Annotated in this window: 16 protein-coding genes and 1 riboswitch; of the genes, 5 read left to right on the forward strand and 11 right to left on the reverse strand. The window is 38.3% G+C overall.

Annotated elements, in window-relative coordinates:
• Positions 1-141: 141 nt before the first annotated feature.
• From ABYK33_RS07985 to ABYK33_RS08010, 6 genes are all read right to left on the reverse strand, one after another.
• Positions 142-1,443 (reverse strand): M16 family metallopeptidase, encoded by a 1,302-nt coding sequence (locus ABYK33_RS07985; protein ID WP_373032568.1) that lies wholly within the window; start codon positions 1,441-1,443, stop codon positions 142-144.
• Positions 1,444-1,579: 136 nt separating this feature from the next.
• Positions 1,580-2,653 (reverse strand): dehypoxanthine futalosine cyclase, encoded by a 1,074-nt coding sequence (locus tag ABYK33_RS07990; protein ID WP_373032570.1) that lies wholly within the window; start codon positions 2,651-2,653, stop codon positions 1,580-1,582.
• Positions 2,654-2,694: 41 nt separating this feature from the next.
• The gene (nusB, locus tag ABYK33_RS07995) at positions 2,695-3,093 is read right to left on the reverse strand and encodes a transcription antitermination factor NusB (protein WP_373032571.1); all 399 of its coding nucleotides are present in this window, start codon (positions 3,091-3,093) and stop codon (positions 2,695-2,697) included.
• Positions 3,093-3,560 carry a 6,7-dimethyl-8-ribityllumazine synthase gene (gene ribH, locus ABYK33_RS08000; RefSeq protein ID WP_373032573.1) on the reverse strand — a complete coding sequence of 156 codons (468 nt, stop codon included), beginning with the start codon at positions 3,558-3,560 and terminating at the stop codon, positions 3,093-3,095. The genes nusB and ribH overlap by 1 nt, the downstream gene beginning before the upstream one ends.
• A gap of 86 nt (positions 3,561-3,646) precedes the next feature.
• A complete protein-coding gene (kdsA, locus tag ABYK33_RS08005; protein ID WP_373032575.1) occupies positions 3,647-4,447 on the reverse strand; it encodes a 3-deoxy-8-phosphooctulonate synthase in 801 nt (266 codons plus the stop codon).
• Positions 4,444-5,337 carry a DMT family transporter gene (locus ABYK33_RS08010; protein ID WP_373032589.1) on the reverse strand — a complete coding sequence of 298 codons (894 nt, stop codon included), beginning with the start codon at positions 5,335-5,337 and terminating at the stop codon, positions 4,444-4,446. The genes kdsA and ABYK33_RS08010 overlap by 4 nt, the downstream gene beginning before the upstream one ends.
• 53 nt (positions 5,338-5,390) lie before the next feature.
• On the opposite strand from ABYK33_RS08010, the gene ABYK33_RS08015 reads away from it, so the two are divergent.
• Entirely contained in the window at positions 5,391-5,651 is a 261-nt protein-coding gene (locus ABYK33_RS08015) for a hypothetical protein (protein WP_373032577.1), read from the forward strand.
• Here the strand turns inward: ABYK33_RS08015 and ABYK33_RS08020 are convergent.
• Positions 5,644-6,384, reverse strand: a complete 741-nt coding sequence (locus ABYK33_RS08020; RefSeq protein ID WP_373032579.1) for a DUF3108 domain-containing protein — start codon at positions 6,382-6,384, stop codon at positions 5,644-5,646. The genes ABYK33_RS08015 and ABYK33_RS08020 overlap by 8 nt on opposite strands.
• A 75-nt stretch (positions 6,385-6,459) precedes the next feature.
• Between ABYK33_RS08020 and ABYK33_RS08025 the strand changes: the two genes are divergently transcribed.
• The 3 genes from ABYK33_RS08025 to trpS are packed head-to-tail and all read left to right on the forward strand — an operon-like array spanning position 6,460 to position 10,098.
• On the forward strand, positions 6,460-7,647 hold the full coding sequence (locus tag ABYK33_RS08025; RefSeq protein WP_373032580.1) for a mechanosensitive ion channel family protein: 1,188 nt from the start codon (positions 6,460-6,462) through the stop codon (positions 7,645-7,647).
• A gap of 30 nt (positions 7,648-7,677) precedes the next feature.
• Positions 7,678-9,084, forward strand: a complete 1,407-nt coding sequence (gene der, locus ABYK33_RS08030) for a ribosome biogenesis GTPase Der (RefSeq protein ID WP_373032581.1) — start codon at positions 7,678-7,680, stop codon at positions 9,082-9,084.
• 54 nt (positions 9,085-9,138) lie between these two features.
• Positions 9,139-10,098 carry a tryptophan--tRNA ligase gene (gene trpS / locus ABYK33_RS08035; protein WP_373032582.1) on the forward strand — a complete coding sequence of 320 codons (960 nt, stop codon included), beginning with the start codon at positions 9,139-9,141 and terminating at the stop codon, positions 10,096-10,098.
• Between the two features lie 18 nt (positions 10,099-10,116).
• On the opposite strand, the gene ABYK33_RS08040 is transcribed toward trpS, so the two are convergent.
• The 4 genes from ABYK33_RS08040 to ABYK33_RS08055 form a co-directional block, all read right to left on the reverse strand.
• A complete protein-coding gene (locus tag ABYK33_RS08040; RefSeq protein ID WP_373032583.1) occupies positions 10,117-10,350 on the reverse strand; it encodes a hypothetical protein in 234 nt (77 codons plus the stop codon).
• Between the two features lie 13 nt (positions 10,351-10,363).
• Positions 10,364-10,450, reverse strand: a riboswitch (cyclic di-GMP riboswitch).
• A gap of 117 nt (positions 10,451-10,567) precedes the next feature.
• The gene (gene murI / locus ABYK33_RS08045) at positions 10,568-11,359 is read right to left on the reverse strand and encodes a glutamate racemase (RefSeq protein WP_373032584.1); all 792 of its coding nucleotides are present in this window, start codon (positions 11,357-11,359) and stop codon (positions 10,568-10,570) included.
• A gap of 131 nt (positions 11,360-11,490) precedes the next feature.
• Positions 11,491-12,819: a transcription termination factor Rho gene (rho, locus tag ABYK33_RS08050; protein WP_373032586.1), complete on the reverse strand. Its 1,329-nt coding sequence runs from the start codon at positions 12,817-12,819 to the stop codon at positions 11,491-11,493.
• A gap of 112 nt (positions 12,820-12,931) precedes the next feature.
• Positions 12,932-13,321: a hypothetical protein gene (locus tag ABYK33_RS08055; RefSeq protein ID WP_373032587.1), complete on the reverse strand. Its 390-nt coding sequence runs from the start codon at positions 13,319-13,321 to the stop codon at positions 12,932-12,934.
• Positions 13,322-13,406: 85 nt separating this feature from the next.
• Here ABYK33_RS08055 and ABYK33_RS08060 point away from each other — a divergent pair.
• A partial coding sequence (locus tag ABYK33_RS08060) for a heavy metal translocating P-type ATPase (protein ID WP_373032588.1) occupies positions 13,407-14,959 on the forward strand: 1,553 nt, incomplete at its 3' end.

Raw genomic sequence — 14,959 nt, forward strand, 5'->3', positions numbered from 1 at the left:
AGTGCTAAGTCAAGTAATGTGTGAATCTTGAGCTTTTTAAACAGTTGTTTTGCTTCTTCCATCTCTATCCCATTTCTCTTCTGTTTTAATGATTATACAAAAGTTTTTGGAACATGGAAAATAATATGTCAATATGACATATTATTTTGTAGGTTTAGCTTCCTTTTTAGTCACGATACTAAATGTGATATCTGACAACTCAGTATGTGCTTTGATAAAAGTATTGACCTCATCCAATGTAACAGACTCAATCTTTTTCAACTGCTCTTTACCAAAATCAAGTGGTCTTCCATAGTAATAGTCATTATAAGCTCTATGCAGTCTTTGAGAAAGTGTTTCTGTACGTAAAGGTTCAGAACCAAGTAAAAAATTCTTGGTGTCGTCAAGCTCTTTTTGGGTGATACCCTCTTTGACAAAAGTGTCTACAACTTCTTGTATCAGATCTTTTGCCTCATCTTGTGTACTGAGTTTTGTTTGCATATATCCACTCAAATAAGAAACCGGTTTTGTACGTCTGAAAGATGAATAGACACCATAAGTGAGCCCACGTTTTACACGTATCTCTTCCATCAATCGTGAACCAAAACCGGCTCCGCCAAGAAGATATTCTGCGATCTTTGCCAAGTACTGGTCTTTTTCTTTATAGCTGTAGTTAAATGGTGCACCAAAATAGATATATGCCTGTTGTGTATCTTCATCAATAAGTATGACTTCTTTTTTATTTGAAGCTTGAATAACTTTCTCTTCTTTCACTTCAACTTTTGGTAAAAGTGCAAGAAGCTTTGTCAAATACCCTTGTGTTTCATCAAATGTAATGTCTCCACCCACAACACCAATGGCATTGTTATACCCTAAGTGTGTAGAGATAAATGTTTGTATATCTTCCAGTGACATACTTTTTATACTTTCAATCGTCCCATCATAAGGTCTAGCTAAAACACTTCCTTTAAAAAGTGTCGCTCTCAAAGAAGAACCTGCAATATAATCAAAATCACTCTTTTTCTGTGTCAGCCAACCTATCTTTTGATGTTTGATCTGGTCCAGTGCCTCTTGTGTATAATTTGGATCTTTTAAAAGTTCTTCCAAACGCTCTACTGCATAGGGAAATTCACTTTTTAATGAGGAAACCTCTATCACAAAACTATCACGGCCTACATGTGCTCCGATATCTACAGCATGAGCATCCAGTTTGGTAGCATATCCCATACTTCCCTCTTTAGAAGTACCTTCATTCATTAGCCTTGCAGCCATGTCAGCTAAACCATCTTTGGTATTAGTCAAATGTCCTGCATTTTTAAAGATCAGTTGGATGGATACAATAGGAAGGTACTTTTCTTCTTCAAATACAACGGGTACCTTACTCTCTTTAATCTCTATCTCTTTAACGAATGCCGCCATCAATACTCCTTGTACTGCTATCAATAATAAAATAATTTTCTTCATATAAAACCTTTAGGTTTTTATTTATCTGGTAGGTAGAAACAAATGTGACCAGTCACATGAGCCGACTCCTGAAGTGACCAAAGGAAATACCTTTAGTGCAACCCAGTGTTAACAATCAAAAGTTTAAAAACGTCCTTTAATAGTATCGTTCTAAGATCTCATACGCAGTATTACGTTTCGCAGGTTTTTCACCTACATCAGAGATGAGTTTTATCATCTCTTCCTGATTCATCTCATTCTTGGCTCCTGCAGCGGAAACAACGTTTTCTTCCATCATGGTTGAACCCAGGTCATTGGCTCCAAAAAGGAGTGCCATTTGTCCTATGTAAGAGCCTTGCGTAACCCATGAACTCTGTATGTTTGGTACATTGTCTAAAAAAAGTCTGGCCACTGCCAGGTACCTAAGATATTGGTTTGGTGTCGTCTTCGTAATAGTAGGAAGTTCTCTTTTGAGCTGTGTATGATCACTTTGGTATGACCACATAATAAATGCTCTGAACCCTCCGGTTTCATCCTGAAGCTGACGTACATAATCCCAATGCTCTACTATCTCACGTATTGTCTCTACCGTACCATACATCATCGTAGCCGTTGACTTAATATCAAGCTTATGTGCCTGACGGTGCACTTCCAGCCATTGATCTTTATCATGTTTTTTAGGCGCTATGATATCACGTACTCTATCTGAAAGTATCTCTGCCCCTGCACCAGGAATGGAACTAAGTCCCTTGGCTTTAAGTCTACGTAAAACTTCCGAGATACTTATTTTTGAACGGTTGGCTATGTAATCTATCTCAATAGATGAAAAGCCGTGTATAGTTACTTGAGGGTATTTCTTTGAAATATGTTCCACCAAATCTTCATACCACTCTATTTCGAGTTTCGGATGCACACCGCCTTGAAAGAGTATCTGTGTTCCACCTATGGCTACAAGTTCATCTATCTTTTGGTCTATCTCATCAAAAGTCAAAATGTATGAATCTTCTTTTTTCTCATGTGTATAAAAAGCACAAAACTTACAGTCCACCCAGCAAATATTCGTATAGTTGATGTTTCTGTCCACGACAAATGTAGTAACACCTTTGGGATGCATCTCTTTTTTACGTGCGAGTGCCATTTTTCCAAGGGTTTTCAAATCAGCTTTTTCTATGAGCTCTACTGCTTCATCTATACTCATACGTTTTGTCATCGTGCTTGTACGACTTGTCATTTAGTGCCTCGCTTGTATTGCGTTTTAACGCTTATCATACTTTATTTTTCTTTATCCAATGAATCTAAAACACCATTTATAAACTGTGGTGATTTTTCATCTGCAAGTGATTTTGCAAGTTCAACTGCTTCGTTAATGATAATTGCTTTGTCAGTTTTAGCCACAAGTATCTCATACGCACCCAGTCTCATGATAGCTTTTTCTACTTTGCCTATGCCATCATAGTCCCAATCATCCAAATGTTCATTGATCTTGGCATCCAACATTTCAAGATTTTCTATAGTTCCCTGAAAAAGTGCATCTGAAAACTCTTTTTGCTTATTTCGGATCTTACCTTCTTCCAAGATTTCATCTGAAAATTTTGCAATGTTTTCATTCCCCAAGTCATAAGCATAGAGTAATCCTACAACAGCTGTACGTGCCTGATGTCTAGTTGCCATTAATCAAGCTCACTGTAAAGGTTAATAAGTTCAATAAGTCCTACCATCGCTTCAGCACCTTTATTTCCTGCTTTAGTACCTGCTCTTTCTATAGCCTGTTCAATGCTGTCTACTGTCAGTACACCAAATGTTGCCGGCTTACCATACTTTAGTGTTACCGATGCCACACCTTTAGTTGCCTCTGCTGATACATAGTCAAAGTGAGGTGTTGCACCACGGATCACTGCACCTAAACAACATACAGCATCATATTTACCAGAAGCCAATGCTTTGTCCAGAGCAAATGGTACTTCAAATGCACCTGGTACCAAGATAAGATCTAGATCATCTGCATTTCCACCATGTCTTGCATAAGCATCGACTGCACCTTCTACCAATCTGTCTGTTATAAAGTGGTTAAATCTTGCATTGATAATTGCTACTTTTTTACTCTTATCTACTGAAAGTTGACCTTCTACTGTTTTCATTCTTATCCTTTAATTTTTATTTTTAAATTTATTCTCTGTGCATAAAAACAAAGTTCCTATACAATTTTTCTTACTATAGTCAGAGACTACTCTACTATCGATCGTATCGCATCGATCTGTTCGACCAAAGCATCTAATTTGCTTAATTCTATCATATTTGGTCCATCACTCAAAGCGATGCTCGGATCAAAATGTGTTTCAAAAAAGAACCCGTCTACACCGACTGCTGCTGCTGCACGTGAAAGATACGGTACAAACGAAGAGTCTCCACCTGAGCTCGCACCACCTGATGCAGGCATCTGTACAGAGTGAGTTGCATCAAATACCACTGGGGCAAACTCACGCATCGTTCTAAGCCCACGCATATCTACCACAAGGTTACCATATCCAAACGTAGTACCTCTTTCAGTAAGCCATACATTATATTTCTTGGCATTTTCATAACTTACTTCACCATCAAAGCCTCTGGTTTTAAGTACTTTTCCTACTGAATGCTCCATTGCAGCAGGTGCTAAAAACTGTCCTTTTTTAATGTTAACTACCGCAGATGTTTTTGCAGCTGCTACAAGCAGATCAGTTTGGCGACATAAAAATGCAGGGATCTGAAGTACATCTGCTACCTCAGCTGCTGCTGCAGGTTGTGTGTAGTCATGTACATCTGTTAAGATCTTATAGCCAAACTGGTCTTTGACCTCTTGAAGCATTTTAAGCCCTTCCTCGAGTCCAGGACCTCTAAAAGAATCCAGGCTTGTACGATTGGCTTTGTCAAAACTCGCTTTAAAGTAAAAATCTTTAGTACAGTCATCATGGTACTTACCTAAAGACTCTGCGATACGCATAACAGCGTCACGACTTTCTAGAACACAAGGTCCGGCTATTAAAATCATTTTAGTCCTTTAGGCAGAGCCACTAAGAGCCCTGAGAATATAACCAAGATTATACCTAAAACTGTCCAAATATCAGGTATAGGGTCTCCCAACATTATACCTATCACTACTGCAAAGACAATATTACTGTAACTAATTGTACCAACAATACCTGCCTTTGTCAGTTCATAGGCTTTGGTCATCAAAAGTTGAGAGATGGTAGCAAAGATGCCAACTGCAGTTACATACCCCCACTGTACACCTTCTGGCATGACAAATTCAGCGAACATCCAGTCAAACTCCTCTGAAACAGTCACATAAGGAGTAATCAGCATCAAGAATAGTGGTGCTACGGTTCCTACCCCCATAAATGACATCACAATAGCACGGGTGTCATAGTACTTTCTAAGTTCTCGTATAGAAGTATAAGCAAGCGCTGCACCTATACCTGAAAAAATACCCAGTATGTCATATTTGTCAAATGTTCCACCCTGAGGTTGTGCCACCAAAAATATCCCAATAAATCCTATAATAATGGCCAATAAAGCACTTTTGTGTAACTTTTCATTTAAAAAAAGATACGCAAATATAGCTACAAATATAGGTGATGTTTTGTTGTATGTAACGGCTTCACCCAGGGGAATATGTGCCATGATATAAAAATATGCCAAAAGTGCAGCAAAGCCCATAGAACCACGGAACAGAAGTAGAAAAGGTTTACCTCCCGTTTGCTTCAGGGGTACTTTATAGATGGCAATTCCTACAAGAAGAACACCAAAAATATTTCGAAAAAAAGTCACTTCAACGGGAGGTAGAACTTGGCTCACAACTTTAGCAAAGCCACCCATGACAGCAAAGCTAAGCGAAGCCAATAACATGAAAAGTATACCTCTATCCATGTTTTGAATCATTTTTTTCAAAAGATTATCCTAATTTTTGGTGGAAGTGTAGCATAATAGCTGCTATGAACGAAACAGAATTTTACACTCATCTTTTAGCCCTCCCCAATGGTGCATCATATATGCACTATCTTGAGAAGCGATATCTACTGAGAAAAGAGACATTATTGGGAGGTAAACTTCTCAAGCTCTATGCAAAAGAGTTAGGAGGAAATGACATCGTCAGTGGGAATTACTATCCCACTATGAAAGGCGGAATGTTAAAACCTTGTGAAATGTCAGATAAGAAAGTGATGGATTTTGTTTTACATGCTAAACTTATTTGACTCTTACAAGCTGGGCATCACCGTAAAATAAGATATCTTTGATCACTGATTTATAGATAAACTTATCTTCCCCCACACCAAGTAATATATCTCCTTTTTTCTTTCTGAAATTTTTTTGATGTATCAGCGCTTTGGCATAAAGACTTGCACCCTCACCTAAATCTTTTTTATAGGCTGCCACTTCTGTATCATCAGGAACTGTAATTTCAACTTGACCATTTTGTTTTTCGAGTCCTACTGCGTTAAACAGACGTGTTTCACCCTTTTTATCCACTGCTGTACCTAAATTGAAATAGAGTGTCAACAAGTCATCTTTTGCATAAAATTCCAGTTTCTCGGTACGGTCTTCTATCAACTTACCCTTAAGCCATTTTCGATGTCTTTTTGTCACATACTTCTCTTGATGGTTGATGTGATACTCTTTGCTTTTTACTTTATCATTCTTTTTGGTGATCATCTGATAAAAATCACTGACCATCAGCCCTTTTTCCATGTGTCCTTTAGAAACATAACGTTCAGTTTGCCCGCTCAGAAGTACTTTTGCAAGTCCTGCCAACTCTACGGTTGAATCAATCTCATACGTTTTGCCCTTCTGAGTAAGTGTGTTTTCAATAGTCCCTACCGTACCAAATATGCCAAAGGTTGCTTTGTAATTTAACTGTGTCACTCCTGCTGATGCAACACTTCCTAAAAGTAAAAATAAACCATAAACTATAAAAATTCTTCTTATCACGTTGATCCTTTTCTATCTCACTTTATATCAAATTCTACTATAATTATGTGTATAAAAAGTGAAGGATGACAAAAAATGCCAACAACGCAAACAAATGAACTCAATATGACTCAGTCTCTAAATGTGATAGATGACTTGTCAATGAATCTTGAGGGAACCGTACAAATATGGCTTGTACCCGTATATGAAAAATTTCCTTTTTTAGAAAATACTTTTTTTGATATTCCATTGGGAAATCTTTTTGCTGCGATATTGGTTTTTTTACTCTTTTTACTTTTTCGAAAACTTTTCACCCTTATCTTTATCGGTACCTTACAAAAATTTTCCAAATTAACAGATACATACAATGATGACAAGATCATTTCTGCATTGAAAGGACCTATACGCTTTGCATTTATACTTGTTGGTGCACACCTTTTTTTCTTGATTATTTTCAAAGAAACAGAATTTATTAAAAATATTCTCAATACCCTGGTGGTTTACACTATATTTTGGGCCATTATTTCTGTTCTGGAGTCTTTACGTGATTTGTTTCACCATGCTACAGAAAAATTCAATCCCGATCTTGCCAAGGAAATGGGCAACTTCATTCTGAAAATAGTTAAAGTACTCGTAGGTGGTGTTGGCCTGGGTGCCATGCTTCAAGTATGGGGCATTAATGTAACTGCCCTTGTTGCTTCTCTTGGACTGGGAGGTCTTGCCTTTGCTCTTGCTGCAAAAGATACAGCTTCAAATATGTTTGGTTCGTTTGCCTTACTGGCAGATAAATCTATCCGAATTGGTGAGTGGATCAAAGTGGGAGGTGTAGAAGGTACCGTTGAAGACATAGGAATGCGTACAACCAAAATACGTTCTTTTGAAAAGTCACTCATCACTGTCCCTAACCAAATCGTCTCAAATTCTCCTATAGAGAACTTTTCTCGCAGGGGTGTCCGAAGAATTAAAATGCGTATAGGCCTTACATACAGTACAACTGGAGAGCAAATGAATACGATAGTACGAGAGATTCGAAGCATGTTACATAACCATGAGAAGATCTCTCAAAAAGAGACTTTACTGGTTAATTTTGAATCTTTTGGTGACTCTGCACTCAATATCTTCATCTATACGTTTACGAGTACTGCAAACTGGGAACGTTACTTAAATATACGTGAAGATATCCATTTGAAGATCATGAAGATCGTTGAAGATAATGGGTCTAGTTTTGCCTTTCCTTCCCAGTCTATTTATGTGGAACAGATGCCTGAAGAAAATGTGCTATAATTCTAATAATTATTAAGAAAGATTATATTTATGCAAGAACTAAAAAAAGTAGCCATATTAGGCCGACCAAATGTAGGGAAGAGTTCACTCTTTACCCGTTTGGCAAGACAAAGAGATGCTATCACTGCTGATGTTTCAGGTACGACAAGAGATATTAAAAAACGGATCGTCACCATTTCAGGGAACCGTGACTTTGAAGTGATCGATACAGGAGGAATAGACTACTCCACTGAACTCTTTACCAAAGTAGCAGAGTTTGCACTGAAAGCTGCAGATATGGCAGATATCATCATCTATATGGTTGACGGTAAGACACTACCATCAGAGGAAGACAGAGAACTCTTCTACAAACTTCAAGCGATGGGTAAACCACTTGCACTTGTTGTCAACAAGATTGACAATGACAAAGAAGAAGAGCGTTATTGGGAATTTTTAGAGTTTGGTGCTGATGCAACCTTTCCTATGTCGGTGAGTCATAACCGTTATTTCAATGACTTCTATGCCTGGTTGGAAGAACTTATCCCTGCTCATGAAGAGGAACCAGAGGGACTTGAACTCACTGAGGATACAGAAATAGACCCTTTTGATGAGATAGTCCGTGATATCAACCGTGTCAAAGAAGAAGAGCTTGACAATGAACTCAAAGTCGCTATCATCGGCCGTGTCAATACAGGTAAAAGTTCACTCCTTAACGCACTTTTAGGAGAAGAACGTTCAGTAGTCTCTGATGTGGCGGGAACAACCATTGACCCCATCGATGAGATGATAGAACACAATGACTACAAGATCACCTTTGTTGATACAGCAGGTATACGAAGAAGAAGTAAAATTGTCGGTATTGAGAAGTATGCACTTACACGTACTACAGAGATGCTGGAAAAAGCGAACCTGGTTTTACTGATGATAGATGCCACAGTAGGTGTTACAGAACTGGATGAAAGGGTTGCTGGACTCATCGAAAAGTATAAACTTGCCTGTCTTATTGTTGTCAATAAATGGGATATCAATGAAGACAAAACCTATGAGGAAGTGGTAGAGGAGATACGTGATGAAATGAAATTCCTGCACTATGCGCCGCTTATCACTATCTCAGCAAAAACAGGACTGCGTGTCAACAAGATACTTGATCAAGTGACAGAGATCTATAAACGATACACGCAACGTATCTCTACGTCTGAACTCAATGATGCCATACGTGAAGCCATCAGAAGACACCATGTCCCATCACATAATGGTGCTGTAGTCAACATAAAATTTGCTACACAGTACGAAACAAAGCCACCAAAAATCGCTCTCATAAGCAACAGACCAACATTTATACACTTTTCTTATAAACGTTATCTGGCAAACTTCCTTAGAAGTAAATTTGACTTTGAAGGTGTGCCTTTAGACATCGTTGCACGTAAACGTGGCGAACGTTTTGACGAGGATGAATAGGTTTCTTTACTAACACTTCGCTATAATCTCCTAAACTAAATTTAGGACATTATTATGCGTGTACTTACAGGAATACAAGCTTCAGGGAAACTCCATATAGGAAACTATTTTGGGGCAATGAAGCCTATGGTTGAGCTTCAAGAAGAACATGAACTTTTTACATTTATCGCCAACTATCACTCACTAACCACTTCAAAAGATGCAGCTACGCTTAAGCAACACACTATAGATGCTGCTGTTGATTACCTTTCTCTTGGGCTTGATCCTGCAAAAACAACATTTTGGGTACAAAGTGATGTGCCTGAAGTACTTGAACTCTACTGGATCCTTTCCAAATTTACCCCTATGGGACTACTTGAACGTGCCCACTCTTACAAAGATAAGGTAGCCAAAGGTATCGCTGCAAACCATGCACTTTTTTCGTACCCTGTACTTATGGCTGCGGATATACTCCTGTATGATACCCAAAAAGTACCCGTAGGAAAAGACCAGATCCAACACGTTGAAATGACTAGAGATATCGCGATAAAGTTCAACAATGAGTATGGAGAGATATTTACACTTCCTGAGCACATTGTACAGGAAGATGTGGCGACGATCCCTGGTATAGATGGTCAAAAGATGAGTAAGAGTTATGACAATGCCATCGATCTTTTTATGGATGAAAAGCCTCTGCAAAAAAGATGTAACAAGATCATCTCATCTTCTACGCCACTAGGTGAGCCATTGGAATATGAGGGAGACAATATCTATGCATTGGCATCACTCTTTTTAGATGATGAGCAAAAACTTGAACTTCAGGCACGTTATAAAAGCGGTAAAGAAGGGTACGGTCACTTTAAAAAATATCTTAAAGAGTTAATTTGGGAAGAGTTGGGTGAAGCTAGGGAAAAAAGAGAGTATTACCTCAACCATATGGATGAGGTAAATGACATATTGGCACAAGGTGCTAAAAAAGCAAGAGCCATTGCAAATGACAAAATGCTAAAAGTAAGAGAAGCGGTAGGACTGTAAGTCCTACTCTCACTTCATTTACTCCTCTTTATCTAAGTCAGCATCCTCATCTGCATCGATATCATCTTCATCGTCATCAAGATCATCATCATCCTCTAACTCAGCGTCAGTCGGCATTTCATATGCAGTCTTATCTAATGGGTCTATGAAGTTTTGATCATCGATCATGTTATACTGTACAATTAAATATACGATACCTATAGACAAAAGTCCAACAAGCAATATAGCAAAGCTTTCTAACAAATTTTTCATTTTTAATCCTCTTATTGGTAGTCTGGCAAACTCCAGAATAAAATTTCTGAGTCCCATAACTTTCCGTACTTGCTTCGCAACAAATTAGGCTTTTTCAATACAGTAAAACCGTATGGAGATATTCTATCATAGTTAAGTTTATAGTAGCCATTATCGTAAAAAGATAATTGAAAATAACTTCAACTAATGTATAAGTAAGTAGCAACCCAGAGAGAATCTAATGATTTTCGATTTCTATTGAATAGATATTTTCATAGGTTTCAATAATAGTATCTATTATCTGTATCTGTATTTCGCCCGTAGTATGGATATGTATTTGTAAGTCACCCTCATTAAGGTGTCCTTTTTGACTACCTAATGTAAGTAAATGTTTGGATATGGCTTCACCTGTATGGATCAGACTCACATTACAGTCCATTATATTTTCTATACTTTGACCTACAAGAGGGTAATGCGTACATCCCAGGACGATCGTATCTACATTATTCTCTCTCATAGGAGCAAGCCACTTTTCTAGTAAAGCTTTTGTCTCTTCACTCCCCATCTCACCTTTTTCTATCTGTTCAACCAATCCGGGACATGCCTGTTCAAAAATCTCTACACTTTTTTCCAAAGAGAGTGTTTGAGCCAATTTCTGGTACTTATCTCCCTGGAGTGTAGCCGGTGTAGCAAGAACCCCTATCCTACCTGTAATCGTCTGTTCTATAGCCGGTTTTATGCCAGGTTCAGTACCAATAATAATAAGTGAGGGATAGGTTTCTCTCAAATGTTGAATGGCAGAAGAAGTAGCTGTATTACATGCTAAGATAAGCGCATCTATTTGGTGTGTACCTATAAGATAATTAGTGATATTAAGAGAGTATTGTAAGATTTGTTCTGGAGTTTTCTCACCGTATGGTGCATTTTTGGTATCTGCAACATAGAAGATCTGAGCACCTTTGATCACTTGGGTCATGGCTTGAACAACAGTCAACCCACCCAAGCCAGAATCAAAAACGCCGATACGCATTATTTATGTCTCCTTGTAGATAGGCAAAGCCCAGCTACAATTGCCCGCTTAGGAAATGCCCTTGGGGTGCCTTGCACTAAAGCTTCACCTATCGGCTCAGATGAAAATATGCATATTTTCATTGCAGTTACCTACGCACCTTCGTTCATAATAGAAAGGAACTCTTCATTTGTTTTAGTTTTCATCATTTTAGAGAAAAGGAATTTAAGCCCTTCTACCTCTTCCATGTTTTGCATCGCATTTCTCAATGCCCATACTTTTTGAAGTGTCTCAGGCTGCATCATAAGTTCTTCTTTTCTTGTTCCCGATTTAGTTACATCTATCGCAGGATAGATACGTCTTTCAGATACATGACGACTAAGAACGACTTCCGAGTTACCTGTACCTTTAAACTCTTCAAAGATCACTTCATCCATACGGCTACCTGTATCGATAAGTGCTGTAGCGATGATAGTCAAAGAACCACCCTCTTCTATATTTCTAGCTGCACCAAAGAAACGTTTTGGTTTATGTAGCGCATTGGCATCTACACCACCGGAGAGTACTTTACCTGAACTTGGTGTTACCGTATTGTAGGCACGTGCAAGTCTGGTAATAGAATCAAGTAAAATGATAACATCTTTACCCATCTCTACACGTCTTTTGGCTTTTTCTATGACCATTTCGGCTGTTCTTACATGGTTTTGCGCAGGGAGGTCAAATGTTGAAGCATACACTTCACCTTTAACTGAACGTTGCATGTCAGTGACCTCTTCAGGTCTCTCATCAACTAAGAGTACCATAAGTGATGCATCTGGGTTATTAAATGTAACACCATGTGCAAGCTCTTTAAGCAATTCTGTTTTACCTGTTCTTGGAGGTGCAACAACAAGTGCTCTTTGTCCTTTTCCAATAGGTGTAAAGAGATCAAGTACACGTCCAGTCATTTTCATAGGGTTATACTCGAGCTTGAGTTGTTCACTTGCATACAGTGGCGTGAGGTTTTCAAAAAGTGGCCTCTGTTTTGACTTCTCTGGAGCGACATAGTTAATAGCTTCAATTTTAAGAAGTGCATAATACTTCTCTTGGTCTTTTGGTGAGCGTACCTGACCTGTAACAATATCACCATTTCTCAGTGCAAATCGTTTAATTTGTGTACCGCTTACATAAGTGTCATTACTTGAGTTGGCAAAGTTTCCATCGATAGAACGTAAAAAACCAAAACCATCGTTCATTACTTCAAGAATACCCGTGTAGAGGATAAATCCTCCCTGATTCACTTGTGATTTAAGGATTTCAAAAATAAGATCTTTTCTCTGAAATTCATTCGGATTTTCTACTTTAACTTCTTTTGCTATGGTTACAAGTTCTGTCAATGGGAGTTGTTGGAGGTTTTCTATTTTGTAGCCGTCTACTGGTACATGTGTTCTGTTTTTTCTGTTGGCGTTATTGCCATTAGAAGATTTTTTATTATCGCTCATATTTCCTCTTGTTTTGAATATGCATTATGGAGATTGTACGTTAGCCAATACAATATGCTACGTGTAGTAATAGCATTATAATCCTTTTTGGCTGAAAAGTCAAACCCATACTTTATGTAAGAGCATAAAACAATAATGGAGGGTATAATGCTGCTCCCATGAAAAAAAACATTGAAGGCATTTTCCATTCTAGCATTTGTGCTATTTCCTGGGAGACTTCACGCTCTATAAACACTTTTTTGATCAATTCTATTTTATAAAATATATCAAAAATTTTAATCGCTAAAAGAAATACCATAGTCACATTCAATACTCCTGTTAAAAGTACGATAAACATAATAAAGTAAAATCCTGGTTGGATGAGAAAAAATAGAAAGATACTTTTTTGATAATAGGCATAGAGCTTTTCCAAAACATCTAAAAGCGTTTGGGCACGTTGAATATATGCTTCAAAGAGTTCTGCAAAAAGAAGGATGATCGTAAATAAGAGTGCATTTTCCATAGAAGATTTTACCCATATTTAGATAAAATATGCACTTATCGTAATGTGGGCAAGACTCCTGTTACCATCAATGAAGGAAATATATTTGGCAGACATAACATGTACCCACTGTAATCTCACTTTTCCTGAAGATGTGATGATCGCTGAACAGCAGAATGATGCACAGCTTTTTTTCTGCTGTAAAGGCTGCCAGGGTGTCTACCATCTCTTAAATGCTGAGGGATTGGACACCTTTTATGACAAGCTGGGAGATACCAAACTTCAACCTGCCATACAAAATAATGAAGATCTCGAAAAGTTTGACTTAGAAGGATTTAAAAACAAATACATCACTACCCATGAGGATGGACTATGTGAAGTTAACCTCATTATTGAAGGTATACACTGTTCTGCCTGTGTATGGCTCAATGAAAAGGTACTGCACAAAACAGATGGGGTCATAGAAACAAGTATCAACTATACAAACAACAAAGCCAAGATCATCTGGGATCCTGAGATCATCAAACTCTCTCACATTATACAAACCATTCGTTCTATCGGCTATAACGCCTACCCTTACGATCCGAAACTTCAAGAAGAACGCGCCATAAGTACACGGAAAACATATTATTCCCGTATTTTAGTGGCTATTTTTGGATCTATGAACATTATGTGGTTAGCTGTCGCACACTATGCAGGTTATTTTGGAGGCATACAACAATCTTTTAAAGACATCCTCAATGTTGCTGAGTTTGTGTTGGCTACACCTGTGCTCTTTTACTCCGGATGGATCTTTTTTAGAGGTGCCTATTATGGCTATAAGAACAACATCGTAAATATGGATACCCTTGTTGCATCCGGTGCACTCTCTGCCTACATTTACTCCATATATGCGATGATAAGCCAAAGGGGCGAAGTCTATTTTGACTCGGTGGTCATGATCATCACTTTTGTACTTGTAGGGAAATACCTTGAAGTACTGAGTAAAAAACATGCTGTTGATACCTTAGATGGTCTCATGGGAAGTACACCGACAGAAGTTACAACCCTCAAGGATGGCGTGAAGTCATTGGTAAGCATTGAGAATGTTGTTGTGGGGGACATCATAGAGCTCAAGCCCGGTGAAAAAGTAGTAATAGATGGCGCTGTTACTTGGGGGCAAAGTTCTTTTGATGAGAGTTCACTCACAGGAGAAAATGAACCGATCTATAAAAAACAAAATGACACTATTTTAAGCGGGTCTATCTGTTTGGACTCTGTGGTACACTACAGTGCCACCAAAGATGCATCAAATTCTATGTTAACCTCCATTGTTAACCTGCTTGAAGAGTCCATTACCAAAAAACCTCGTATAGAACAACTTGCGAACACTGTTTCCGGATACTTTTCTACCATCATCCTTATCATCGCTTTACTTACTTTTACAGGCTGGTACTTTTGGGCAGATAGTTTTGAACAAGCCCTCATTGTAGGTATCTCTGTTATCGTCATTGCCTGTCCATGTGCGCTAGGTTTGGCCACACCTATGGCAACCCTTGTAGGTATCAGTCTTGCAGCAAAAAGAGGAATTCTTTTTAAAGAAGCCTCTTTTCTTGAGACTATGGCAAAAAGTGACATACTTGCCTTAGACAAAACAGGTACCATCACTGAAGGTAAACC

It is taken from the genome of Sulfurovum sp. (assembly GCF_041562805.1).
In the GTDB taxonomy this organism is placed as follows: domain Bacteria; phylum Campylobacterota; class Campylobacteria; order Campylobacterales; family Sulfurovaceae; genus Sulfurovum.

Excerpts from the sequence above, each read along its gene's own strand:
- ABYK33_RS08010 (WP_373032589.1), bottom strand. The coding sequence starts at position 5,337 with ATGATTCAAAACATGGATAGAGGTATACTTTTCATGTTATTGGCTTCG.
- murI (WP_373032584.1), bottom strand. The coding sequence starts at position 11,359 with ATGCGTATCGGCGTTTTTGATTCTGGCTTGGGTGGGTTGACTGTTGTT.
- ABYK33_RS08055 (WP_373032587.1), bottom strand. The coding sequence starts at position 13,321 with ATGGAAAATGCACTCTTATTTACGATCATCCTTCTTTTTGCAGAACTC.
- nusB (WP_373032571.1), bottom strand. The coding sequence starts at position 3,093 with ATGGCAACTAGACATCAGGCACGTACAGCTGTTGTAGGATTACTCTAT.
- ABYK33_RS07985 (WP_373032568.1), bottom strand. The coding sequence starts at position 1,443 with ATGAAGAAAATTATTTTATTATTGATAGCAGTACAAGGAGTATTGATG.
- ABYK33_RS08025 (WP_373032580.1), top strand. The coding sequence starts at position 6,460 with ATGCCAACAACGCAAACAAATGAACTCAATATGACTCAGTCTCTAAAT.
- trpS (WP_373032582.1), top strand. The coding sequence starts at position 9,139 with ATGCGTGTACTTACAGGAATACAAGCTTCAGGGAAACTCCATATAGGA.
- ABYK33_RS08040 (WP_373032583.1), bottom strand. The coding sequence starts at position 10,350 with ATGAAAAATTTGTTAGAAAGCTTTGCTATATTGCTTGTTGGACTTTTG.
- der (WP_373032581.1), top strand. The coding sequence starts at position 7,678 with ATGCAAGAACTAAAAAAAGTAGCCATATTAGGCCGACCAAATGTAGGG.
- ABYK33_RS07990 (WP_373032570.1), bottom strand. The coding sequence starts at position 2,653 with ATGACAAGTCGTACAAGCACGATGACAAAACGTATGAGTATAGATGAA.
- ribH (WP_373032573.1), bottom strand. The coding sequence starts at position 3,560 with ATGAAAACAGTAGAAGGTCAACTTTCAGTAGATAAGAGTAAAAAAGTA.
- kdsA (WP_373032575.1), bottom strand. The coding sequence starts at position 4,447 with ATGATTTTAATAGCCGGACCTTGTGTTCTAGAAAGTCGTGACGCTGTT.
- ABYK33_RS08015 (WP_373032577.1), top strand. The coding sequence starts at position 5,391 with ATGAACGAAACAGAATTTTACACTCATCTTTTAGCCCTCCCCAATGGT.
- rho (WP_373032586.1), bottom strand. The coding sequence starts at position 12,819 with ATGAGCGATAATAAAAAATCTTCTAATGGCAATAACGCCAACAGAAAA.